We start from the raw sequence: 22,201 nt of genomic DNA, 5'->3' as shown, positions 1-22,201 counted from the left end.
ACATCAAATTGGTGTAGTGGTATTTGGGTGGAATCAGGGACAAAGACAAGAAGCGCAGTTAGGTAGAACAACGCAATCATTTGTGCAGATACCAACCGCCAAACTCAAAAAACGAGTTAAACAGTTATGCGAGTACCACGGCATCAAATTTGTAGAAACTGAAGAATCCTATACCAGTAAAACTAGTTTTTTAGATGGTGATTTTCTACCTACTTTCGGCGCAAAACCTGAAGGGTGGAAACCAAGTGGAAAACGAGTAAAACGCGGTATGTTCCGCACAGGAAAAGGACTATTTATTAACGCTGATTTAAATGGTGCAGCGAATATACTTCGCAAGGTAGAGACACAATTAGGACTCGTCCTAGTCAAGGTCTGTAGGCAAGTTTTGACCCTTGCTACCAGATTTCGTATCTGGGAAACCAAAACTAAAAAGCGAAGTGGTACGGCTTCAGCCTACCACGTAGTATCAGTTTAGAATCCCCGTGTCTTTAGACCGGGGAGAGGTCAAAGGGATTTAATACAATAAAACTATATTTTTATTAAATCGGGATTTTTAGATTGATAAAATCCTTATCTAATAAATATTTTTAGACTTTTCTGTTATTAAATTACCATAACCACTCTGGGAGAGCCATATTTTCTCAATTTTCTCTGCCTTAAGATCGCCATTTTGTTGGCTCTAAGTGCGATATTTATTCATTTTCGTCATCATCCGGCAAATTTTCCAACTCCTGGGCAATTAGCGACTGAAAATCATCTCCGCAATGAACATGCAAATGAATTGTAGCAGCCAGCAATTCTGCCAGAATTTCAGCTTGTTGTCTAGCATTCAGGTGAGGCGACTGAAGCTGATAGATTAAAGCGGTGACAGTTTGGCATTCTGAGCCTAACTCAGTAATCAATGTGCTTAAAGTAGAATTGGCAACAGGAAGGGAGCGATGGGCTACGCCCCGCCAAAGGCGATCGCGAATCTGCATAATTATTAATTTCCCAATCGTTTAAGTGCTTGCTGAATACCTTTGTCAAAAGCGCGAATTTCATTTTCCCAATGATTTCGACTACTCTTGATGATTTCGCAGTGCGATCGCATTTTGATGGGGTTTTCAGGTGAAAAGTTTGATGGGCACTCGGCCCGCTGTTTGCGATCGCCAAAATTATCTAGCATCCAGGACTACCGAAGACCTTAAATGTAGTGTAGCATACCATACGGCAGTATCTAGCAAGCATAGAGTAGATTTATGAGTAATAGCGCAAAGTTTATCAACATAAACACCATTACTAGTTATAATTTCCTAATAAGTTGAAAAAAATATTAAGATTAGCGTAACGATTACATTAAGATAAAAATTACGCTTCTCTCACACAGACTAGCTGACACCCAAATTAGGAGGACTATTTATGGCGCTTGTACCACTGCGGCTGCTCTTGGATCACGCGGCTGAAAACGGTTACGGCATCCCAGCTTTCAACGTCAATAACTTGGAGCAGATTCAGGCAATCATGAAGGCGGCGGCTGAGACAGATAGCCCCGTAATTTTACAAGCTTCTCGCGGCGCTCGTAATTATGCAGGAGAAAACTTCCTGCGTCACCTGATTTTGGCAGCGGTAGAAACCTATCCTCAGATTCCCATTGTCATGCACCAAGACCATGGGAATGCTCCTTCTACCTGCTACTCAGCAATTAAGAACAACTTCACCAGCGTGATGATGGATGGTTCTCTAGAAGCTGATGCTAAGACCCCCGCTAGCTTCGAGTACAACGTCAATGTTACCCGCGAAGTGGTGAATGTAGCTCACTCCTTGGGCGTCAGCGTTGAAGGTGAACTCGGTTGTTTGGGTTCTCTAGAAACTGGTGCGGGTGAAGCAGAAGATGGTCACGGCTTTGAAGGTACTCTCGACCATTCTCAATTGCTGACTGACCCCGACGAAGCTGTTGACTTCGTAGAAGCAACCCAAGTAGATGCTTTGGCTGTGGCTATCGGCACAAGTCATGGTGCTTACAAGTTTACCCGTAAGCCTACTGGCGAAATTTTGGCAATCAGCCGCATTGAAGAAATTCACCGTCGTCTACCTAACACCCACTTGGTAATGCACGGTTCTTCTTCTGTACCTGAAGATTTGTTGGCACTAATCAACCAATTTGGTGGTGCTATTCCTGAAACCTACGGCGTACCTGTTGAAGAAATTCAAAAAGGTATCAAGAGCGGTGTGCGTAAAGTCAACATCGACACCGACAACCGTTTAGCTATCACTGCTGCTGTCCGGGAAGCTTTGGCTAAAAAACCAGAAGAATTTGACCCCCGTCACTTCCTCAAGCCTTCTATTGTATATATGCAGAAGGTTTGTTCTGAGCGCTATGTACAATTTGGTACTGCTGGTAACGCCAGCAAGATTAAGCAGATTTCTCTCGAAGATTTCGCTGCTAAGTATGCTAAGGGCGAACTCAAGGTTAAGGCTGCGGCTAAAGTTTAATTCTTCTCAAGAATAAATAGGGCATAGCAATGCTGTGTCCCTACAGAAATAAATAAACCGGGTGGCGCATAAGTTCCCCGGTTTTTTGTTTTTAGGTAACTGCGATATGGTAGGGACATGGCATAGATAAGGTATGCAGCTATGACTACCAACTTACAAGCAACATCCTTGAGCAATCATCTTTATGACCAGGATTACTGTCTGTGGCTAGAGACAACAGCGAAGTTACTGCGCTCACGCCAATTAGAATCACTTGATTTTGAGCATCTGATTGAAGAAATAGAGGACATGGGGAAGGAGAAACGGCGTGAACTTAAAAACCGACTCATAGTTTTACTCATGCACCTGCTCAAATACCAATATCAACCCGAAAGACGTTCTGCAAGTTGGGTGAGTACAATTTGGGAACAGCATTACCAAATTGAATCTTTATTAGAGGATAGCCCCAGCCTCAAACCTTATTATTTAGAAATATTTTCTGATTGCTACTCAAAAGCTGTTCGCGCTGCCAGCACCGAAACTAAATTATCTACTAAGGCTTTTCCAACGGACTCTCCTTTTCTTCCTGACGATGTGATCAATCCTGATTTTATTGTGGTGCTAGTTAGCCAGGACGAAGTTTAGCTCCGAAGAAAGCGCTCTCTCAGTATAATAATTCAATTCACAATACCTGCTCGAAATTCCCGCAATGCTAGAGCATGGTTTGGTATGTTGATACAGCGCATTAATAGAGCTACATCTAGATTGGGTAAAAGTTGCGAGTAAGGAACGGCTTCATATCCCTCATTGCCTAATGTATAAAATGATAATTGATCGTTTATCCAAAACCAAACTTCAGGAATGTTCAGGCGTTTGTATGCTTCCAGTTTATCAATTCCGCCACTGGTGACAATAACTTCAATGACTAAATCTGGGCGTTCTTTATTTGAGCCAAGTTCATAAGATTCATCAGCTTCGCGTTTGACTCCTCCAGATTCGCTTTCTAGGGTCATCGAGCCAGTTGGAGTAAAATCTAATCCCAAAAAATCTAAATAAATTTCTAATAAAGCTCCGATACGTTCTTTGATAGTTTCGTGTTTTTTACCTGGCGCTTTGCGAATCTCCAAGACTCCATCTAAAAAAGACAGCCTAACCCCTGGGCGGTCAATTAACTGTTCGACTGCTTTAAATTCTCGCCAACTTAGGTCGTTGATTAAAATGGGTTCTGTTTCTCGTTCAATGAGTGTAACTGTCATGAGCTAGACCCAGGTTGAGTTATTAAGTTAATTGTATCTAAATGCTAACAGGACTTACTCAACTGGCATGGCTTTGTAGGGTGCGTCAGAGAGCGAAAATCTGTTGATAGTTACTGAATTATCGAGTCTGACGCACCCTACAAGAGATGCGGAACGTTCAGAATGACAGGTAATTATCCAAGTGGCTAAAACACTCGATGTTGTAAGGATGGCATTTGACGGCGGACTTGTTCTAGCCTAGTGGGTTTAATTTCGGCGATCGCAATTCCGGGTTGTTCACCAGCATCAGCTAAAATAGTCCCCCAAGGGTCAATAATCACGGCGTGACCGTAAGTTTGACGACGGGCGTAGTGGGTGCCAGTTTGGGCGGGAGCAATCACATAGCAAGTATTTTCAATGGCTCTAGCTTGTAGCAATACTTGCCAATGGTCTTTGCCAGTTAAGGCAGTAAAAGCAGCAGGGACAAATAAAATATCGGCTCCCTTGTCTGACAGATGTCGATATAGTTCAGGGAAGCGGACATCATAGCAAACGGAAAGCCCGATGTTACCGAGTTTTTCTGAGAAATAGACGGGGGGTAGTTGGGTGCCAGCCATGACGGTGCTGGATTCTCGATAGGTGTTGCCGTCGGGGACGTTAACATCAAACAGGTGTGCTTTGTGGTAACGGGCGAGTTCTTGACCATTGGGATCGATGAGTAAAGCAGTGTTGTAGACTTTGCCGGTGCTGTCTACAGGGACTGGAAAGCCGCCGCCCAGGATGGTAATTTGGTAGCGCTGCGCCATTGTTTTGAGAAATTTTTCTGATTCAAAAGCGATCGCATCCCCAAGGCTTAGTTTGTCCTTTTCTTCTCCCATAAAGGAAAAATTTTCTGGCAAACCCACCAATTCAGCACCTTGACGCACAGCCAAATCAATCAATTCTTCTGCCTGTGCCAGGTTTTTTTGTAGATCGGGCACGGTGGTCATTTGAATAGCGGCAGCTAAATAAGACTTCATAGATTCAAATAAGAACGGTGGATTTATACAGTACAGATTTTTAAATATATCGTTACTTGAAGCGTCTTGGAGCCTCATGAGAATTGGGGATCTTGGGCTTTTCTGAAAAATACTGACTATCCCCATCTATTCCTCTTGTTTTTAGGAAAGGGCAAGGGATTGTGGTTAAATTGTGATCTGACCATGATAAGCGCAGTCTGCTGTGGATACCTCTGTATTTGTCCAAACTTTCATTGCGGTATTTGTTTTGGCTGATGCCATGGGAAATATACCAACAGTTTTGGTTTTAACTAAAGGCATGACACCAGAGGAAAGAAACCACGTTATAGATAAAGCGATTATTGTAGCGATCGCAATCTTGTTGCTATTTGCCTTTGCTGGGCAAGTAATTTTGAATTATTTGGAAATCAGTATCGGGTCTTTGCGGGTAGCTGGGGGCTTGTTGTTGCTGTTAATCGCTTTGCAAATGCTCCAGGGTGAATTAAATACGCCGATTATAGAAGAAGGACGGGATGTAGCAATTACACCTCTAGCTTTGCCGTTGCTCGCGGGGCCGGGTACGCTGACGACGGTAATGTTGTTAATGGCAAAGTCTCAGAGTCCCTATCTTGATGTGGTGCTGGGTATTGTCGCGGCGATGTTTGTTAGTTGGTTAATTATGCGACTATCTAACCAGATTGATTCTTTGATTGGTGCGGAGGGTGGGGTGATTATCACTCAGCTTGTGGGTTTTCTGTTGGCGGCGCTGGCGGTGGAAATTGGCAGTACTGGCATTCGGGAGTTGTTTTTACGGTAGAGTAACGTAGACGCGGAGCGGCGTGCCGCAGGCTACCGCAGAGGCGGAGGGGGCACTTTTTCTGTTGGGGTGGGGGGAGGAACGAACCGCAAAGGACGCAAAGAGCGCGAAGGAAGAGGGGGAAGGGAAGAGTTTTAATTTTTCTCCCCGTCTTCGCATCTGTTAAGTCAGTCTCAATTGTTGTTTTAGGGCTTCTGGCATATTAACTACAGTCTCCAACCCTTTCGCACCTATAAAATTTGTGCCATGATTCCAAAAAATCTTATCTAGGTTAGCGTTGGTAAGGTTTGCACGAAAAAGATTTGCGCCCCGAAGGTTTGCATTACTCAGATTTGCGCCAATGAGGTTTGTGTCGCTGAGGTTAGCGTCGCTGAAGTCAGTTTCCTCTAGGTTTGCATTACTGAGGTCAGCATCACTAAGATTAGCACCCTCTAGATTTGTGCCAATGAGATTTGTGTTACTGAGGTCTGCGTCACTGAGGTCTGCACCCCAAAGGTATGTATAACTGAGGTTCGCATTGCTAAGGTTTACACTCCAAAGGTATGTATAACCGAGGTCTGCGTCGCTGAGGTCTGCGTTGCTGAGATTTGCGCGGCTGAGGTTTGCTTCACTGAGGTGTGAGCTACTGAGGTTTGCGCCACTAAGGTCTGCCCCACTGAGGTTTGCGTTTTCTAAGTATGCATCGTTGAGGAATGTGTTGATAAGGTTCGCATCACTGAGGCTAGCGCCACCAAGGTCTACACCGCTAAGGTCTACACCGCTAAGGTTAGCACTACTGAGACTAGCGCCTCTAAGGTCTGCACCAGCAAGGGATGTGCAACATAGATTCGCACCACTGAGGTTTGCGCTGCTGAGGAATTGTCCAACTACACTATTAAAAGTCCAAAGCTGAATGCAATCACTGTAGTTAATGACGCAAAGTAGTTGGTCTGTCCAAGGATATCCAACTGATTTTGATTGACCAGATGGATAGAAGATAATTTGTTGTTTGAGATCATCTCGCTCTTCAGCATAGCGATGCAACTCCAAAAGCAAAATCATCACGTTCAACCCAGCATAAATATCAACCTGACGCTGACCTAGCTTACTTCCTTGCTCTCGTAGTAACCGCATCTTTTTCTGAGGAAAGTTTTCTGGTGGTGCATCAATAAATTCCCCATCACACCAACGAATATAAAAATCTTCAAGGCGTTGAAATAACTGCACTGGTCGAAATTCATTACTCGTAACTAACAACCCCATCAAATATTCCACAATTTCTTGTGTTAATCCACCGTATCCAAGTAAATCGTAAATTTCCCAATGCAGTTTTTGCTCATCAATATTGAATTTTTTACCGCGATTACCTGCTTGTGTCCAATCTTCCAAACTTTGTTTCAGCCTTTCTGCAAAGAGAAATTCCCGAAAACTCTTATGAAAAAATTCAACTCCCCCACTACCATCAGACTTAATATAAAAAGCACTCAATGCAGTTTTGAGCGCTTCTTCACCAAGTTGCTTTTCGGCTGCTTCAATTAATTGTTTCACTTCATCATCTTGTTGCAAGCGTGCTTTCACAATCTGCATAGAAGCACTTTCCCCCTCCAACTGTGTAATACAAACCGCTGCTTCTGCTAACAGCCTCCTTAAAGCTTCTGGTTTTTGTTTAGTCAGTTCATTATTTAACTCAGGGTGGCGAGAATCAGAGCGTTGTATTTTCAGTACCCAATTTAGTGCTTGCTCATAAACTAAAATCTTTGCTGCTGTACCACTGGCTTGCTCAAACTTGCTAATATCTAATTCGTCATCTCGATGCATTGCCACTAACATATATAGTAATAGTGGCTCATTGGCTAACTCTTTTAAAGCTTCTGGGCAATGTTTTTCATCTTGCAAAAACTGCTGAAATGCTATAGCTTTATCTGCATCAGAATGCCTTCGCCAGTTGTTAAACCATTGACTTTGCAAGTCTACATCCATTTCCGCAATTTCCACCCGTTCCAAATTGGGCGGTAGGCGGTCAATTCCGTGCAAAGCCATTTCTCGACCTGTAATTATAACTCGATGCCTCATAGATTTATTCTCTTGGCAATCGTGTTGAAATATTCCCACTTGCCGAATAAATTTATCTACGCTTTGGTTATTGCCGCGCTCAATTCTTAACTCATCAAAACCATCTAAAATAAACAAAAACCTTGTATGATGGTCAATTAGCCAGTTATCTCTCAAGGCAAAATCATACTTTAATCTTGAGCGCAAAGTTTCTTCTAAACTCGGCTGAAATTCCTCAATATCCCGCAGACGAATTAAAATCGGCGTCCATCTGTGATATATATCCAGACGCACCAAATCGGCAAACATCCGACAAAAAATGCTTTTACCCCTGCCTGGCCCACCTTGAATAAATATAACTTGGCTTTGCTTTTTGGGATCTTTGTCAAAAAGGAGATTTTTAACCCAAGTTTCTAAATCAAATGTTTCAGATTTAGTATCAATCTTGCCATTAGTGTCTACTGCTCTCGCCTTGGGCTTAACATAAATATCCCTATAGGAAAAAGTTTCATTAAATACTGTTTCCTGGGGTTTAGGCTCAATTTCAGTTTCGAGATAAACTCTGATGCTGTCGTATTTCTTGAGTACTTCTATGCCACCATTGCTATATAATTCGGCTAATGGCTTGACAGAATCACGAGATGCTGATAGAGCGTTAAAAAAGTAGATTTCGGTATTGCGGGCAACTAATCCAGTAAAATCATCAGCTTCATTTACAGATAGTCCTGATAGTTGCAACCTGGCTGATAAGACTTTATTGTATTGTTTCACTAATTGGGAATCAGGAAAAGACGAGAGAGTACTTTTTGCCGATTCAGAATCCAACTCAAAATCCTCTAATGCTTGCAGTGCCTTGGTTAGCGCTGCATCACCCCTAGGTTGACTCTGCCAACTAGCTGATAATTGCTGGTGTTGAGATAAAATCTCGGCAAAGCTTTCTAGATATGCCGCTTGGCTAATGATAGCTACGCAGTCTACTAGACAAGGATCTTGCTTAGTCCTTTTGCGGTAAACTTTGAAAAGTGCGATCGCTACTGGCACGAACTGCAACCCTGAACTAATCAATTGCACTTCTGGACTACACAAAATTCCTAAAAGTGAGCCGGAATTTTCTACCAAAGGTTTTAACCATTCCAGGCTTTTACCTTGTTCTTGCAAGGTTTTCGCTAGTTCCACAACTGCACTAGTAGACTCAGTCGCTGTTCCCACAGTCTCCGCTGAGACTAACTCCCTGACATCAGTGTTAAAAAGCTGCCAAATTTGTGATAAGCGCGTTCTCATCCGCTTAGACTCGTAGTATTGCTAGTAACCTAGAGCCTAGCGTAAAATTTATAACTTGTTGCCAGAGAAAAATAATTACTCCCTTCCCACCACAAGAGTACTTAATTTTCTTCCTTTTCTTCCTTTGCGCTAGCCTGCGGCACGCCGCTCCGCGTCTACGTTAAAGAAATTAACTAATCTAACCCAGGGATGGAAGTAATCAAAACCCCCCTCCACGAAACAGCGGGGAGGGCAGACAAAGCACAGAGGAAGGCGAGGTGGGGTTCTTTGGCAATATCAACAGGACTTACGCAACTGACACATTAGTAGGGTGCGTCAGAGGTCAAAAATCTGTTTATTTGCCAGATTTATCGAGTTTGACGCACCCTACAAGAGATGTTTATTGTGACACGCAGCTTTAGTCCTAATAAAGTAATTTATCGGACATGAAATTAGGGGTAGATTCTTGGGTATCTTTAGTGAGATTAATTCAGCCCCAACTGTTGTTTTAAAGCTGCTGGCACATTCTTGGCTATATCTAACCCTTCCACATTTTCCCAGTTTGTATTTTCATTCCAGCGAATATCATTACCAAACGAATCACTGAAGTTAGCACCGCTGAAGTTAGCGCCACTGAGATTAGCGCCCATAAAATTAACACCACTGAGGTATGCACCGCTAAGGTCTGCGTCGCTGAGGTTTGCACGGCTGAGGTCTGCATGGCTGAGGTCTGCACGGATGAGATTTGTTTGGCTGAGGTCTGCATCTACAAGGGTTGCACCTCTGATATCAGCATTAATCAGGTATGCGCTACTGAGGTCTGCACAGATGAGATTTGCACGGCTGAGGTTTGCACGGCTGAGGTCTGCATGGCTGAGGTTTGCACGGCTGAGGTCTGCATGGCTGAGGTTTGCACCTCTAAGATTTGCAGCACTCAAGAATTGCCCAACCATACTATTAAAAGTCTTACCCTGCAAACAATAACTGTATTGAATAACTTCAAGCAGTTGGTTTATCAAACATTCTTCTTCTGGCTGACCAGATGGATAGAAAAGTATGTGTTCTTTAAGCACATCATGCTCTTGAGCATAGCGCTGTAACTCCAAAAGCAAAATCATCACATTCAAACCGGCATATATATCAACCTGACGTTGACCTAGTTGATGAATGCCGTAATTTTGCAACTGTTGCAGCTTGGTTTGGGCTAAAGTTTCTTGAGCATCATCAATAAATTTACCTTGACACCATTCACTGTAAAAATTATCTAAGTGTTTAAAAAGCCGTACCCAAAGTAAATCTTTAACTTCTACTAGCAACCCAATCACATATTCAACAATCTCTGATGTCAGTCCACCAAAACCCAGCAAATCATAAATCTGCCAATTCATCTGTTTAATTTCGTCTTCAGAAGTCAATTCTGACCAAGCTTGCATATTTTGTTTTAGGCGTTCTGCAAATAGAAATTCACTAAAACTTTTATGGTAAAACTCAAACCCTCCCTCTTGTTGATTTGTCCGACGAATGTAAAAAGCTGCTAAAGCTGTTTTTAGAGTTTCATCACTTAAGTTATATTTAGCTTTTTCAATTTCTTGTAACCGGGCTTCTAACATAGGCATTGGAGCAAATTCACCGCCCGACTGCATAACACATACAGCCGCTTCTGTGAGAATGCGTTTTAAATCTTCAGGTAGCTGTTTAGTAAGTTGATTATTTAAATTAGTGCCATCTGGCTCAGAAGGCTGTTTTGTTAATACCCAATTCACAGCCTCTTGATAAATCAAAACTTTAGCTGTTCTGGTGTTAGCTTCCTTTAATTTATCAATTCCTAATTTCTCATCTCGATACATTGCCGCTAATAAGTAAAGTAATAGCGGTTCCTGGGCTAATTTCTGCACTGCTACTGGACATCTCTTATTTCGCAAAAATTGTTGCAAGTCTGTAGATTTACCCTGGTTATTTGGTAATGCTGCCCATTTTTGTAACCATTTTTCTTGCAGTTGCCCATCCATTTCGCTAATTTCTACCCGCTCTAAGTTGCGGGGTAATTCTGAGATATTTTGTAAAGCCATCGACCTCCCAGTAATTAAGATTCGATGACCCATTTCCTGGTAAGTTTGACAATCTTGTTGGAACTTCGCCACCTGTTTGATAAATGCTTCTAAATTGAGGTTTTTTGTTGCCTCAATCTGTAATTCGTCAAAGCCATCTAAAATAAATAAGAATCTGGTATTTTTATTCGTCAACCAGTTATCGCTACTTTGAATAAAACTGACTTTCAGTTCTGCTTTTAATGTATCTTCTAGACGGAATTCAAAAAATTCAATATCTCTTAAACGAATCAAAATAGGTGTCCATAGGGGATGTAAATGTTGCCGTACCCAATCAGCAAACATCTGACAAAAGGCACTTTTACCTCTTCCTGGCTGCCCTTGGATAACCATCACCTGTTCTAGATTTTCTGGTTTTAGGAGATTCTTTTTAGCCCATGTGTCTAAATCTAAGGCATCAGCATTTTTATCTATTTCCCCATTTTTATCTACAGGTTGAGATTTTAGAGGTATATAAAGTTCTTTAAGGGAGAAGTTTTGATCAAGTAGTTTATCTTGAGGCTTAGGGGCAATATGTGTTTGTAAATATTCATTGATGCTTTGAAATGTTTGCTGTTCTTTCTGCCAGTCACCAAAGGAAGGTTGAATTAGATTCTTAATAGCTTCATCTGACTCTATCCAAGCTTTAATTAAGTAGCGATGAGTATTCCAAGCAATTCGTTGTGTCAACAGATGAGCCTGATATTTTGTGCTATTGACTGTTGTTAGCCGTGCTATTAATACTTGGTTGAAAGCTTTTGCTAATTCTGATTCATGGAAACAGGCAATTGTATTTGTGGCAGTTTGATAATCTAATTCTAAATATTTGAGTTTTTGCAGTTGTTTTCTAACTGCTTCATGATTATTAGGTTCACCATCCCAATCAACAGATGGGTATAAAGATAAAATTTCTTTGGCACTTTCTAGATATGCTGTTTGACTAACTATAAAGATGCAGTCTTCTAGAGAAGGGTCTTGCTGAGTTAACTGACGATAAAACTTCAGCAAGGCAATACCAATTGACGCAAAAGGCAGTCCCGCACCCACTACCTGCACCAACGGTGAACACAACACATCTAATAGTGAAGATGAATGTTGCAGGACAGGTTGTAATATTTCTAAACTAGGACTTTGTTCTTTAAGGGTTTTTGCTGCTTCTAAAACTGCCTTACCAGTCTCAAAAGTATTATTAAGGCTCTCTTCTACTGAGAAGGATTGCTGAAACTGCTGCCAAATTTGCGATAAGCGTTTTTTCATTGGCTAGGACTCGTTAAATTACTGATAATTTAGAGCCTACCGTAAAATTTGTGACTTCTGAAACGGGGAAATTATGGAATCAGCGAAAAAACTTAACTTTTAAATACTTGTGATTGCGTATCCCTTACGGGAGCCTTCGGACATACGGAGCGTGGCAATCTCAAACCCTAGAAAGTAGGGTATCCGGAGGCGGTTTTCGGTGCGTTACGGCTTCCGTAACACACCCTACTACACTGTGAGGATAATTTAGGAATTTTTCTCACGGTTAATCCAAATACCTCTGAGTCCAGCGGCTCTTGCTCCGTGATAGTCTTCTGTTATGCTGTCGCCAATGTGCCATGCTTCATCTGGGGAGCAGTTATGCTTTTGCAAAGCCACAGCAAAAATTTGGGGGTCGGGTTTCGCTGCGCGTACTTGGGTGGATATGGTGATGGAGTCGAAATAGTCTCTGAGTCCCAAGCTTTGTAATACGGAGTAAAGCCGGGAATCGAAATTAGACAATACTCCTAGTTCAACTCCTAAGCGACGCCAGTTTACTAAAGCTAGGAGCACATCGGGATAGACAAACCACGGTTCATCTGTGCCAAAGTGGATGTAGAGTTCGCTAAAAAAACCTGAAAAGTCTGAAAATTGCTTGAGGACACCTGCGCTTTCAAAGGTGTTGAGGGCGACAATTCGCCACCAATCAAACTCCCGTTGGGCAATATCTTGCACATCGGCATCGAGAAACCTCGGTGGTGGTGCTGCTTTAAAGCTTTGGCGAAAGCTTTGATTCAATGTTTCGGCGGAAACTGTAACACCAAATTGCTGGGCTATATCACTATAAACTTTGCCTACGCCACCTTTGACGTCGATGATTGTGCCAACAGCATCTAAAAAAATTACTTTCGGTCGTTGCATAATGCCAAGTGCTGAGTGGTGAAGCCAGTGCAGTTTAGGAGTTATCCTCGTTGAAGCAACAAAAATGAGGGTTTAAGACTTTTAAAACTCTCGTTGTGTAGCCCTTAGCTTAAGGGTGATCTGCCTGTCAATGGTATCTGATTACCGACCGTGTGAAACAGGAAGAGAACACCAAAACTATTTAATGTCTGGTTTGTCTGGATTTATCTGGTTTTGTGTAAGTTTTGCAGAGCGGTTTCTATTATTGGACGAACTAGCCAGTTAAAACCAACTTTTAGTTTATGGTCTAAGGTGGGCAAGCGATAGAGGTAGGCTAGACGACGGGCGACATAAGCTAAGGGCCCATCTAGTTTGATGCCTAAACTTGTGAGGGTGGCGTTATCTGTGCCCAAGGTCATCATTTCGCCTAATGGTTGGTAGCGGAAGGGTAGTAAGGGGCGATTGGTTAGGGAGGCCCAAATGTTCCAAGCGGCGTAATCGGCTTGTTGAAATGCTACTTGGGCGGTGGCGGCGACTTGCTGACCTTCGGCGTCACGACAGTCGGCTAAATCTCCTAAGGCAAAAAGGTCAGGATGGTCGATGACTTGGAGGGTAGGTGTGGTGCTGATTTGACCGCGCTGGTTTTGTTTGAGGGGTAGGGTTTTGACTGCGGGGGCAATTCGTGTTCCGACTGTCCAAATTACCAAGTCTACGGGAATTGTATCTACCTGATTTTTGTATTCTAGGGAGATGGTATCTTGGGCAATTGATAGGACTTTGGTTTCTAAGTCAATAAATACGCTTCTGGCGTCTAAAGCTTTTTTGGCGGCTTCGCGGTTAAATTCTGGGGAAGTTCGCAAAATTTGGTCGCCGACTTCAATTAGTCGGAAGCGTCCTTTTTCGCCGATTCTGTCTGCTAGTTTACAGGCTAGTTCGACGCCGCTGTAACCTGCGCCCACAATGGCGACTCGAATTTTATCGGCTGCGGATTCTTCTAGGACTCGCAGGCGTTCTTCTAGGCGATAGGCGTCTGTGATTGTGCGGAAGCTGTAGGTGTAGTTGGCTGCGCCGGGTACTATGTCTAGGGGTGTTTCTCCGCCTAGTGTCAAGACTAAGCGATCGCAAATAATTTTTGTGCCATCCTGTAATTTTACCCGTCGCTGGTCGATGTCAATTTCCGAGACAATTCCTTGATGAAAGCGTACACCTGTGCCCTGTAACAGTTCTTCAAAGGGTGGGGCAATTTCCCAGGTTTGCAGTTCGCCGGTGAGTAATTCGTAAAGTAAGGGGGAAAATAAAAAGCGATCGCTTTGATCTACTAAAATAATTTCGGGTTTTGGCGTAGATTCCCAAGGTAACTCGCTTAAGCGTAGGGCAGTGTAAAGACCGCCAAAGCCTCCACCTAGTATACAAATTCTCGCAGTTTGTTGAGTCATGGTTTCTATGGGGCGTTAAATCCCAGCAGGGCAACTAACTTTAGTGTAATGATTCCTTGCAATCTATTGCCATCAACCAGCAATCCTGATACTTCCCTTCATGCAGTTCATGGGAAGGTAACAGCTTGACTTTTTTAAAACCACATTTCTCATAGCAACGGATGGCGCGGATGTTTTTTACATCTGGATCAATCACAATTTTAACAGATGGGAGTTCGGTAAAAATATAGTTGATAACTGCTGTAAGTACTCTTGTGCCAATACCTTGATTCCAATAGTTAGTTTTGCCGATAAATAAGTCAATGCCATAAACATGATCCGTTGACTCTAGACGATACATTTGTCTATGGTTTTCTGGTAAATCGTTAAGAGAATAATACTGCAAATAACCAAGGGCAATATTTTGATAATAGAAAAGGCAAGGAACTACTCCTTCCTCTCCCCGGACTCTTGGTTGATAGGTTTCGATGATTTTTTCTAAATAATAAGGATAATCTCGCCCGCCATAAAATTTCAAAACTTTTTCGTCAGTGCGCCATTTTTCCATTAACTGATAATCATCTATATCGTCTTTCATAAGACGGATAGTGATTTCATCTTGAATAATCAGCATGATTGTACATAAGTAAAAGGCAGTTTATGCACATCACAAACTGCCTTTATTTTAACATTTATGCAACAGAAAATTAGTTGCCACCAGACATAACAGCTTTATGATGGATGGCGGGATCTTCGGGCTTTCTTTGCCATTTGCTATCTTTGCCTAGTTCGTATTCATTTTTGACGCTATTCCAAGCTACTTCACGGGCGCCATCTTCAGTCATACCATCTCTTTGGGCTGCATTGAATCCGGCAACAAAAATCTGCTGGGCGTGTACAGGGAGTTCTTCTTTGATTTGCTGAGGTAATTCCTCTATGCTGTTATAAGACATAAACCTGCTCCGATCATTATCTAACTTGGGTTTATGCTATAAATTTAGCGATCGCCTTTCCTCTTTCTGGAAGCAGAGATCAAAATTACTATACTTTTGATAGAGTCGAATATCTCACACCCCACCCTAATCCTCTCTGCTTGCGGGGAGGTAACTAAATCAGGGGGAGAGGTTTTCCAGATTTGATGAAAAGTAAATTAAGACTGTTACCAAGTTATTTGGTCTTGCCATTTATCCACCATTTTAGTACTTATTCCCGGCACTTTTTCCAAGTCTTGCAAAGATGTAAATTTTTGCTGTTGACGGGCAATAATTATCTTTTGTGCTAGCTTTTTACCTACACCAGGGAGAGTTGCTAATTCTTCTGGACTGGCAGTGTTAAGATTAACTTTAGTAATTGCTTGATTTTCAGTTGATGAAGGAGTTGTAATTTGAGGACATTGTTTAGCTTCGGTTGTAATTTTTGCTTGTAGTTTTGGTGGTAACCCAGGTTTAAAATTACCATAGAGACGAGAAAACTCCCGCAGATAATGGGCAGCGACTATGGGGTTTTCAACGACTAGCAAAGTTTCATCATTGCCACTATTGGCAGATTCTGACCAATTGTGAGAACCTGTAATTACTGTTTGGTTATCAATTACAGCAAATTTGTGATGTAGTAAATCGCCTTTGGGTAAAATTGGTACGCCGACGGTGGTAATGGGATTTTTCCAAGGTTGGTTATCAAGCTCATATTTACATTTATTACTGAGAGCGACTCCCATCATATCTAAGGCTTCACTATAGGGACGATAGGCAAATTGAGGTTCAATTAAAGCGCGGATTTCTACACTTTCTTGATGGCGTTTTTCTAGGATGTTTACAAGCCGCTGATCAGAAAATACAAACAATGCCATATCTACAGATTTTGTAGCGGCATCTAAAGTTTTGCCGATTAACCCATTACTACTGTTAGTCCAAGGTTGAGTTGGGGAAGTAGGGGAAAAATGAACAGTAATTTTGGTGTTTCCTAAAATGACTTGTTTGGGCGGACGTATGGGTTTGTTGATGCCAAATTTACTATCCTGTTTACCTCCTGGCCCATCGCCCCATAAGATATTAAATTCTTCTGTAAATAAAGCTGCTAATTCTGGGCTGTCAATTTGTAATAAGTTATTGGCATTACCTAAACTACTGGGATTGGTAAAATCGCCAAAGGTATCACTTAAGGTAAAATTTGCCGAAGTGAGAATCACAAGGCGATTGTCTACAATCACAAATTTGTGATGCATTAATTTGCTGCCCAATGAACCATCAGCTTTATCATCTATTAAGGGAATTTTAGCGTTTTGAATAATTACCAAAGCATCCCGCTGATTAATTTCTGCTGGACTGAGTTGTTTGTCTTGGTTAATATCTATAAATTGCCGAAATTCTTGATAGCGTTCCTGTTCTCTTTTCTCTAACTTCCCTACTTCGGCTGCTGTGAAGCTACTCCAAGGACGGGTGTAGCTATTTTCTAGAATTACTCTCACCTTTACCCCGGCTTTGTGTCTATCAATTAGTGCTTGGGCTACTTTGGGTAAACGCAATTCTTGTACCGCTAAATCAACTGTAGATTTAGCTTGAGAAATGGCATTGACTATCTGTTTTTCTAAGTCATCCCCTAAGCGCTTTTGCTGACGATAAGGTTCTTGATATTCTGAGGACTGTTCATGGTTAAAGTAAACTTGAACTAATGGATCTTGTGGTAAGGGTGCTAGACGCTGCTTGGAGGAGTGGACTTGTTGACAAGCAGTCAGGGTGAGGATGAATAAAAAGATATAAGAAAAATACCTGAGGCGAGGAAAAATAGATCCGGTCATCTGCTAAAAGTGAATTAGGGATACACGTACTTATGATTCCCAAAATGGTGCGTGTGAGATTATGCAGAAAAATATCTGCACCAGCAAACCAAAAAATCCACCCATACAGGCAGAAGTACCGAGATTTGGTCAGGATTTGCCCATGTAACTGTATCTACTGACTATCTAGGCAGCTTGTACTCTCACTATCGATTGGTTCTATGCAAATATATTTAGATTACAGTGCTACTACTCCCACTCGTCCAGATGCGATCGCTAAAATGCAAGCTGTTCTCACTCAAGAATGGGGCAACCCTTCTAGTTTACATGAATGGGGAAAGCGGGCAGCAATGGTTGTGGAACAAGGGAGAATTCAAGTTGCTGGATTAATCAACGCTGCAAATCCAGAATCAATCATCTTTACGAATGGCGGTACAGAAGCAGACAATTTAGCAATTATGGGTGTTACCCGTTGCTACGATGTACCGCAACATCTAATTATTTCTTGTGTGGAACATTCTGCCATTTCTGAACCTGTGCGGTTGTTGGAGAGGTGGGGTTGGGAAGTGACACGGTTGAGTGTGGATAAAAATGGAACTGTCAACCCGCTAGATTTAAAGGTTGCATTGCGACATAACACCGTTTTGGTTTCGGTGATTTATGGACAAAGTGAAGTGGGGACAGTGCAACCCATTGAGGAATTGGGAAAGATTACTCAAGCACATGGGGCTTTGTTCCACACAGATGCAGTGCAAGCGGTGGGACGTTTAGCAATAAATGTGCAAAGTTTACCTGTTGATTTATTGAGTCTTTCTAGCCATAAATTATATGGGCCTCAAGGCGTTGGGGCGTTGTATGTGCGTCCTGGTGTGGATTTGCTGCCTTTGGTATGTGGTGGGGGACAAGAAAGGGGGCTGCGTTCTGGTACTCAAGCTGTACCGATAATTGCTGGTTTTGGGGTAGCGGCAGAATTAGCAGCGGCAGAATTAGCTAGTGAAACGCCGCGATTAATTAAATTGCGCGATCGCCTGTTTGCTAATCTAGCAGATGTTCCTGGTTTAATTCCCACTGGGGACTTAGTTAACCGTTTACCTCATCACGTCAGTTTTTATCTCGCACCAGCGGATGGGGAAAAACTCAGCGGTAAAACCTTGGTACGACAAATGAACCTCGCCGGTATTGGCATTAGTGCCGGTGCAGCTTGTCATAGTGGTAAACTTAGCCCCAGCCCGATTTTGTTAGCGATGGGTTATGGCGAAAAAGCGGCTTTGGGGGGAATTCGTCTAACATTGGGGCGGGATACAACAGCAGCAGATATTGATTGGACTGCAATGGTTTTAAAGCAAGTTTTGCAGCGGTTAACACCTGTAGAATTAATGGTAAGTTATTTCGCCTAACCTCAGTCTCAGTCAAATCTCAAGAAATATGTCAGCAGCAAAAGAATTTTCATCCTCAGAAAACAATTCAGTGCAGAACATCTTGATTATTGGTGCAACTGGTTATATTGGAGGAGCCTTGTGCCGCAAGCTTTCCCAAACCCAAGATTTTGCTGTTTTTGCCCTTGTACGTCCCAGCAGTAACATTGAGGCTATCAAGCCATTTTGTCAGAAAATAATCCGCTCCCAAGGGGCACAATTTTCTAGAAATGATGTTGAAGAAATCATTCGCCAGCATAATATTAAAAAAATAGTTAACTTGGCCTGGAATATGCCTCCAGAATCAACCCAAGAAGCTCAGTTTGAGAAAGACCGGATCGCCTTAGAAGCAGCTTTAGAAGCCGCTGAGGCAGTCTCACCAGATATTCACGTAATTGCCACCAGTGGAAATTTCTCTCTCATAACTGCCGATGGAGGACACATCACAGAAACCCCTCCACCGAAAGGGCACACAAAGCACAAGTGTGTAGAATGGGTTGAGTTGATAGTGAATGTAAATTTGCTGAAGGATGGACTGGTAGAGGAATATATCAGCAAAGGGGGCAACGCTGCTATTGTTTATCCTGGATCTGTATATGGTGTATCGCCAACTATTGGCAGTTTCTGGGATTTTGCAATTCAGCAGTTTATCACGGGTAAAGTATATCAAGGTTATCAGCCATTTCCCCCAGACTTTATGACAGGATGGATTCATGTTGATGATTTGGCAGACTGCTATATTGCTGCTGCTAGAAAGGGTTTAAAAGGAGGACACTTTCTCGCAACAGGAGAAAATCTCAGCATTAGTCAAATGTCAGCTTTATTTGCCAAGGCTGCTGGGGTAGATTTTCAGGCACCAATATTTCAAAATCAAGACAATGTGGTATTTGATGATTCTTATACCCGTCAATTACTCCAACTAGAATGGAAATATAAAGTGGCTGATGAAGTTAACAATTGGGTGGAAAGAATCAAAGAGTTGAAAACTTATTTTTTGTAGATAACTTAAACTTAAGTCCTAGTGGTTTTTGGTGTGTTACGGAAGCCGTAACATACCCTACAGTATCTTCTAATTATTTGCGCCTACCTACTGAAAACTTAATTATTTAGTAACACCGAAACCCTATATAGGAATAATATTTGATTCCTGAAATTATTTGCGTAGGCAGGCAAGAGGCACTCATGCAAGAGGCAAAGGGATTCTAGACGATTAAGGTGTACCGAGTTTTTTTCAAAAATCAAATATGAGTCCTATACTTCTATTTAGTTATAATTACCGTCAGTCTATGGCTATTTGAGTACAGCACTCACGCCGACCACTAAATACATATCGTTGTTCAAAACCTCTACCAGGGGAAGTTTTGGATTAGGGACTGTATTCTAGACGAAATGCAAAGTGCTATAAAAAGAATTTAATCATCGCATCCATCGATTATCAAATAATTCTGCAAAATGTAATTACGCATTTTTACAGCTATTTTCAGGTAAATAAACCAGATTTTTTTGTCTCATGCTCCAGAGGCTCCCTGTACTCCAGACAAATCAAAAGCATGGTTTAAAATACGTGAAAACGGCTGTAAAAACCAGATGCATTAGCAATTTATATCATGTTTCGTTATTTGTTAAATTTTTTCCTATTCATTATCTAAGAACAATTGACGATAATGACGCTCCACAAACTTCTTTAAGAAAGCTGCGCTTACATAGCATGAGTAATTATGATGGGTATCTCCTTTCAAAGCATCAGCAAAATCAACAACACTTTTTACAATAAAAAATTCGATCCTTTTTGTTGGCGTTGTACTCAAACTTGTAGCTAAAGCAACTGCATAAGACTCCATATCAAGAGCTAATAGTTTTCTTTCAGTAAGCACTATTTCTTCAATCATTGCTGCATCTGCCACAACAGCAGCTCCACACCCCATAGAACCTATATGAGCAACCAAAGGACTGCCAGGACGACCCTCATCTAGAGGATATTCTTGATCAATCTCCTCCATAACAGCCTCATCATGTCTAAATAGCTCTAAAAGTTGCCAAACCCAAGCATCCATATGAACAGGTTCAAAATTAGGCCGTAATTTTCCGGCAACCACTTTACCAGAGCCATAGTCAAATACCTTATTAGCAATCACTAGATCGCCCATATTAACTTGACCTTTAACTCCTGCACAGATTCCTGTCATTACAACTACTGAAGGAGACCACAACATAATACTTTTAGTCGTTAAAATTGCGGCTTGAGGCATTCCCATATGTAGTTGTGAAACCGCAACTATTTTGAATGCTTTGCCGTCTATTTTATAGTCTGCAACTTGATAAATTACACCTTCTCTTTCAACGTTTTTCCATTCAACATCAAAAACTTTTTGAACCCATTTTTTTTCTTTATGTAAAGCGGCAACAACGAGAAGGTCTGCTTTATCGTCTTTGGAAGAATGTTCCAATGTTAGGCAGTTATCAGTTAAAAGATCCATACTTCTTATCCTGCTGATCAACAATACGGCTTGTGATTTAGATTATCACATAAGTAGTTGTGCGAATTGATGCAGTGTGACGGGGATCGGCTCTGTGAGTGCGGAGCGGTGGTGCGTATATTCGGTGTAAAGCTGTACTGGCAAGACTTCGACTTAGCTGGGAAAAACCGTAAAAATCCCTAGCTCAGATTTCCTACTTTTTCAAAGGTCGGGAAGATTTTTGTAGTATGATAGAGGGTTGACTTTTGCAGTTATAGCGATTTCACAACCCACTAAGTCATTAGTTGATAACTCTCCACTCCGCACCTGTAATATGGCTGAATTACCCAAAACCCTCGAAGATGCGATCGCCCAATCTCGTGAAGCAACCCAAGCTGCCCTTGCAGATGGCTGTAAACGCCTCCAAATTGATTTTCTCTTCCCAGAACTCAAAATCTTGCCAGTGGCAGAACAATTTTTACCAGTGTTTGCCGAATATGATTCCCGCTTAAAGGTGTTCTTTGCAGATGCTGGTGGTGCCGCCCTTGCCCGTCGCGATTGGGCAGATGCCCCATTTTCGATAGCGGATATCGGTACAGGTAGGGCTGCTTCTTTACAATCAAAAATTCAGCCTGAGGATGAAATTTTCCTCTTTATTGCCCCAACTTCCGTAGAAGTACCGCAATTAGAAAAGCTGTGTCAAGAAATAGGCGATCGCCCCGTAGTCTTTTTAAACCCCCGTCTCGAAGATTCTGGAGTGGTGGGAATTGGTTATACAGCCAGAGAAACCAGACGGCGATTCATCAACACCATTGAATCTTGCTATTACCTCCGTCCCGTGGATGATGAAACCGCCGTCTTTCGCAGCTACCCTGGACAGTGGGAAGTATGGGTAGAAACAAACGACGAATATCAAAGAATTGCCGAATTACCCAAAAGGCCATCCGGTGATGAGTTAGATATCCTCCTCCTCCAGGGACAACCGCAAACCGCAACAGACGCCACACCGGCGAAAAAACCCAGTTTGTTTAAGGGTTTGCAACGATTCCTCAAGGCATTGAGTAGTTAGTTAATTTCCCGAATTTAGAGACGTTGTATGCAACGTCTCTACAGTTGATCAAGAT

19 protein-coding genes are annotated in these 22,201 nt (G+C 42.1%); 7 read left to right on the top strand and 12 right to left on the bottom strand.

The window, feature by feature from the left end:
* Positions 1-475, top strand: a 475-nt coding sequence (locus H6G32_RS22690; RefSeq protein ID WP_190453510.1) for a zinc ribbon domain-containing protein, incomplete at its 5' end; no start/stop codon positions are given.
* A 217-nt stretch (positions 476-692) separates the two neighbouring features.
* On the opposite strand, the gene H6G32_RS22685 is transcribed toward H6G32_RS22690, so the two are convergent.
* Positions 693-977, bottom strand: a complete 285-nt coding sequence (locus tag H6G32_RS22685) for a hypothetical protein (RefSeq protein WP_190462407.1) — start codon at positions 975-977, stop codon at positions 693-695.
* 5 nt (positions 978-982) lie between these two features.
* Positions 983-1,165, bottom strand: coding sequence for a hypothetical protein (locus tag H6G32_RS22680; RefSeq protein WP_190462405.1), 183 nt, complete (start codon positions 1,163-1,165; stop codon positions 983-985).
* Between the two features lie 233 nt (positions 1,166-1,398).
* Here H6G32_RS22680 and fba point away from each other — a divergent pair, with 233 nt between their 5' ends.
* On the top strand, positions 1,399-2,472 hold the full coding sequence (fba, locus tag H6G32_RS22675; RefSeq protein ID WP_190462403.1) for a class II fructose-bisphosphate aldolase: 1,074 nt from the start codon (positions 1,399-1,401) through the stop codon (positions 2,470-2,472).
* A 141-nt stretch (positions 2,473-2,613) separates the two neighbouring features.
* The gene (locus H6G32_RS22670) at positions 2,614-3,096 is read left to right on the top strand and encodes a DUF29 domain-containing protein (protein ID WP_190462402.1); all 483 of its coding nucleotides are present in this window, start codon (positions 2,614-2,616) and stop codon (positions 3,094-3,096) included.
* A gap of 32 nt (positions 3,097-3,128) precedes the next feature.
* On the opposite strand, the gene H6G32_RS22665 is transcribed toward H6G32_RS22670, so the two are convergent.
* A complete protein-coding gene (locus H6G32_RS22665; protein WP_190462399.1) occupies positions 3,129-3,707 on the bottom strand; it encodes a Uma2 family endonuclease in 579 nt (192 codons plus the stop codon).
* 185 nt (positions 3,708-3,892) lie between these two features.
* Positions 3,893-4,705, bottom strand: coding sequence for a carbon-nitrogen hydrolase family protein (locus tag H6G32_RS22660; protein WP_190462397.1), 813 nt, complete (start codon positions 4,703-4,705; stop codon positions 3,893-3,895).
* 202 nt (positions 4,706-4,907) lie between these two features.
* Between H6G32_RS22660 and H6G32_RS22655 the strand changes: the two genes are divergently transcribed.
* Positions 4,908-5,501 carry a MarC family protein gene (locus H6G32_RS22655; RefSeq protein WP_190462395.1) on the top strand — a complete coding sequence of 198 codons (594 nt, stop codon included), beginning with the start codon at positions 4,908-4,910 and terminating at the stop codon, positions 5,499-5,501.
* A gap of 162 nt (positions 5,502-5,663) precedes the next feature.
* Here the strand turns inward: H6G32_RS22655 and H6G32_RS22650 are convergent, their stop codons facing one another.
* The 7 genes from H6G32_RS22650 to H6G32_RS22620 all read right to left on the bottom strand — a co-directional run bounded on the left by H6G32_RS22650 (position 5,664) and on the right by H6G32_RS22620 (position 17,227).
* On the bottom strand, positions 5,664-8,813 hold the full coding sequence (locus H6G32_RS22650) for a pentapeptide repeat-containing protein (RefSeq protein WP_190462393.1): 3,150 nt from the start codon (positions 8,811-8,813) through the stop codon (positions 5,664-5,666).
* A gap of 464 nt (positions 8,814-9,277) precedes the next feature.
* Positions 9,278-12,136: an NACHT domain-containing protein gene (locus H6G32_RS27205; RefSeq protein WP_190462391.1), complete on the bottom strand. Its 2,859-nt coding sequence runs from the start codon at positions 12,134-12,136 to the stop codon at positions 9,278-9,280.
* A 246-nt stretch (positions 12,137-12,382) separates the two neighbouring features.
* Entirely contained in the window at positions 12,383-13,036 is a 654-nt protein-coding gene (locus H6G32_RS22640; protein WP_190462390.1) for an HAD-IA family hydrolase, read from the bottom strand.
* A 203-nt stretch (positions 13,037-13,239) separates the two neighbouring features.
* Positions 13,240-14,451 carry an NAD(P)/FAD-dependent oxidoreductase gene (locus tag H6G32_RS22635; RefSeq protein WP_190462388.1) on the bottom strand — a complete coding sequence of 404 codons (1,212 nt, stop codon included), beginning with the start codon at positions 14,449-14,451 and terminating at the stop codon, positions 13,240-13,242.
* A gap of 40 nt (positions 14,452-14,491) precedes the next feature.
* Entirely contained in the window at positions 14,492-15,064 is a 573-nt protein-coding gene (locus tag H6G32_RS22630; protein WP_190462386.1) for a GNAT family N-acetyltransferase, read from the bottom strand.
* 73 nt (positions 15,065-15,137) lie between these two features.
* Positions 15,138-15,383, bottom strand: coding sequence for a ChaB family protein (locus H6G32_RS22625; RefSeq protein WP_190462384.1), 246 nt, complete (start codon positions 15,381-15,383; stop codon positions 15,138-15,140).
* 206 nt (positions 15,384-15,589) lie between these two features.
* Positions 15,590-17,227 carry a DUF655 domain-containing protein gene (locus H6G32_RS22620; RefSeq protein ID WP_190462383.1) on the bottom strand — a complete coding sequence of 546 codons (1,638 nt, stop codon included), beginning with the start codon at positions 17,225-17,227 and terminating at the stop codon, positions 15,590-15,592.
* A 200-nt stretch (positions 17,228-17,427) separates the two neighbouring features.
* On the opposite strand from H6G32_RS22620, the gene H6G32_RS22615 reads away from it, so the two are divergent.
* Positions 17,428-18,603: a cysteine desulfurase family protein gene (locus H6G32_RS22615; RefSeq protein ID WP_190462381.1), complete on the top strand. Its 1,176-nt coding sequence runs from the start codon at positions 17,428-17,430 to the stop codon at positions 18,601-18,603.
* A gap of 28 nt (positions 18,604-18,631) precedes the next feature.
* Positions 18,632-19,621, top strand: a complete 990-nt coding sequence (locus H6G32_RS22610) for an NAD-dependent epimerase/dehydratase family protein (RefSeq protein WP_190462379.1) — start codon at positions 18,632-18,634, stop codon at positions 19,619-19,621.
* Positions 19,622-20,255: 634 nt separating this feature from the next.
* Here the strand turns inward: H6G32_RS22610 and H6G32_RS22605 are convergent.
* Positions 20,256-21,098 carry a 5'-methylthioadenosine/S-adenosylhomocysteine nucleosidase family protein gene (locus H6G32_RS22605; RefSeq protein ID WP_190462378.1) on the bottom strand — a complete coding sequence of 281 codons (843 nt, stop codon included), beginning with the start codon at positions 21,096-21,098 and terminating at the stop codon, positions 20,256-20,258.
* 313 nt (positions 21,099-21,411) lie between these two features.
* Here H6G32_RS22605 and H6G32_RS22600 point away from each other — a divergent pair, with 313 nt between their 5' ends.
* Positions 21,412-22,146 (top strand): DUF1995 family protein, encoded by a 735-nt coding sequence (locus tag H6G32_RS22600; protein ID WP_190462375.1) that lies wholly within the window; start codon positions 21,412-21,414, stop codon positions 22,144-22,146.
* Positions 22,147-22,201 lie beyond the last annotated feature (55 nt).

The sequence above is a fragment of the Cylindrospermum sp. FACHB-282 genome (assembly GCF_014697195.1).
Classification (GTDB): Bacteria; Cyanobacteriota; Cyanobacteriia; order Cyanobacteriales; family Nostocaceae; genus Cylindrospermum.
Note: the sequence above shows the minus strand (reverse complement) of the source record. Positions and strands in the feature narration are given on the sequence as shown.

Excerpts from the sequence above, each read along its gene's own strand:
- H6G32_RS22685 (WP_190462407.1), bottom strand. The coding sequence starts at position 977 with ATGCAGATTCGCGATCGCCTTTGGCGGGGCGTAGCCCATCGCTCCCTT.
- H6G32_RS22680 (WP_190462405.1), bottom strand. The coding sequence starts at position 1,165 with ATGCTAGATAATTTTGGCGATCGCAAACAGCGGGCCGAGTGCCCATCA.
- fba (WP_190462403.1), top strand. The coding sequence starts at position 1,399 with ATGGCGCTTGTACCACTGCGGCTGCTCTTGGATCACGCGGCTGAAAAC.
- H6G32_RS22670 (WP_190462402.1), top strand. The coding sequence starts at position 2,614 with ATGACTACCAACTTACAAGCAACATCCTTGAGCAATCATCTTTATGAC.
- H6G32_RS22665 (WP_190462399.1), bottom strand. The coding sequence starts at position 3,707 with ATGACAGTTACACTCATTGAACGAGAAACAGAACCCATTTTAATCAAC.
- H6G32_RS22660 (WP_190462397.1), bottom strand. The coding sequence starts at position 4,705 with ATGAAGTCTTATTTAGCTGCCGCTATTCAAATGACCACCGTGCCCGAT.
- H6G32_RS22650 (WP_190462393.1), bottom strand. The coding sequence starts at position 8,813 with ATGAGAACGCGCTTATCACAAATTTGGCAGCTTTTTAACACTGATGTC.
- H6G32_RS27205 (WP_190462391.1), bottom strand. The coding sequence starts at position 12,136 with ATGAAAAAACGCTTATCGCAAATTTGGCAGCAGTTTCAGCAATCCTTC.
- H6G32_RS22640 (WP_190462390.1), bottom strand. The coding sequence starts at position 13,036 with ATGCAACGACCGAAAGTAATTTTTTTAGATGCTGTTGGCACAATCATC.
- H6G32_RS22635 (WP_190462388.1), bottom strand. The coding sequence starts at position 14,451 with ATGACTCAACAAACTGCGAGAATTTGTATACTAGGTGGAGGCTTTGGC.
- H6G32_RS22630 (WP_190462386.1), bottom strand. The coding sequence starts at position 15,064 with ATGCTGATTATTCAAGATGAAATCACTATCCGTCTTATGAAAGACGAT.
- H6G32_RS22625 (WP_190462384.1), bottom strand. The coding sequence starts at position 15,383 with ATGTCTTATAACAGCATAGAGGAATTACCTCAGCAAATCAAAGAAGAA.
- H6G32_RS22620 (WP_190462383.1), bottom strand. The coding sequence starts at position 17,227 with ATGACCGGATCTATTTTTCCTCGCCTCAGGTATTTTTCTTATATCTTT.
- H6G32_RS22615 (WP_190462381.1), top strand. The coding sequence starts at position 17,428 with ATGCAAATATATTTAGATTACAGTGCTACTACTCCCACTCGTCCAGAT.
- H6G32_RS22610 (WP_190462379.1), top strand. The coding sequence starts at position 18,632 with ATGTCAGCAGCAAAAGAATTTTCATCCTCAGAAAACAATTCAGTGCAG.
- H6G32_RS22605 (WP_190462378.1), bottom strand. The coding sequence starts at position 21,098 with ATGGATCTTTTAACTGATAACTGCCTAACATTGGAACATTCTTCCAAA.
- H6G32_RS22600 (WP_190462375.1), top strand. The coding sequence starts at position 21,412 with ATGGCTGAATTACCCAAAACCCTCGAAGATGCGATCGCCCAATCTCGT.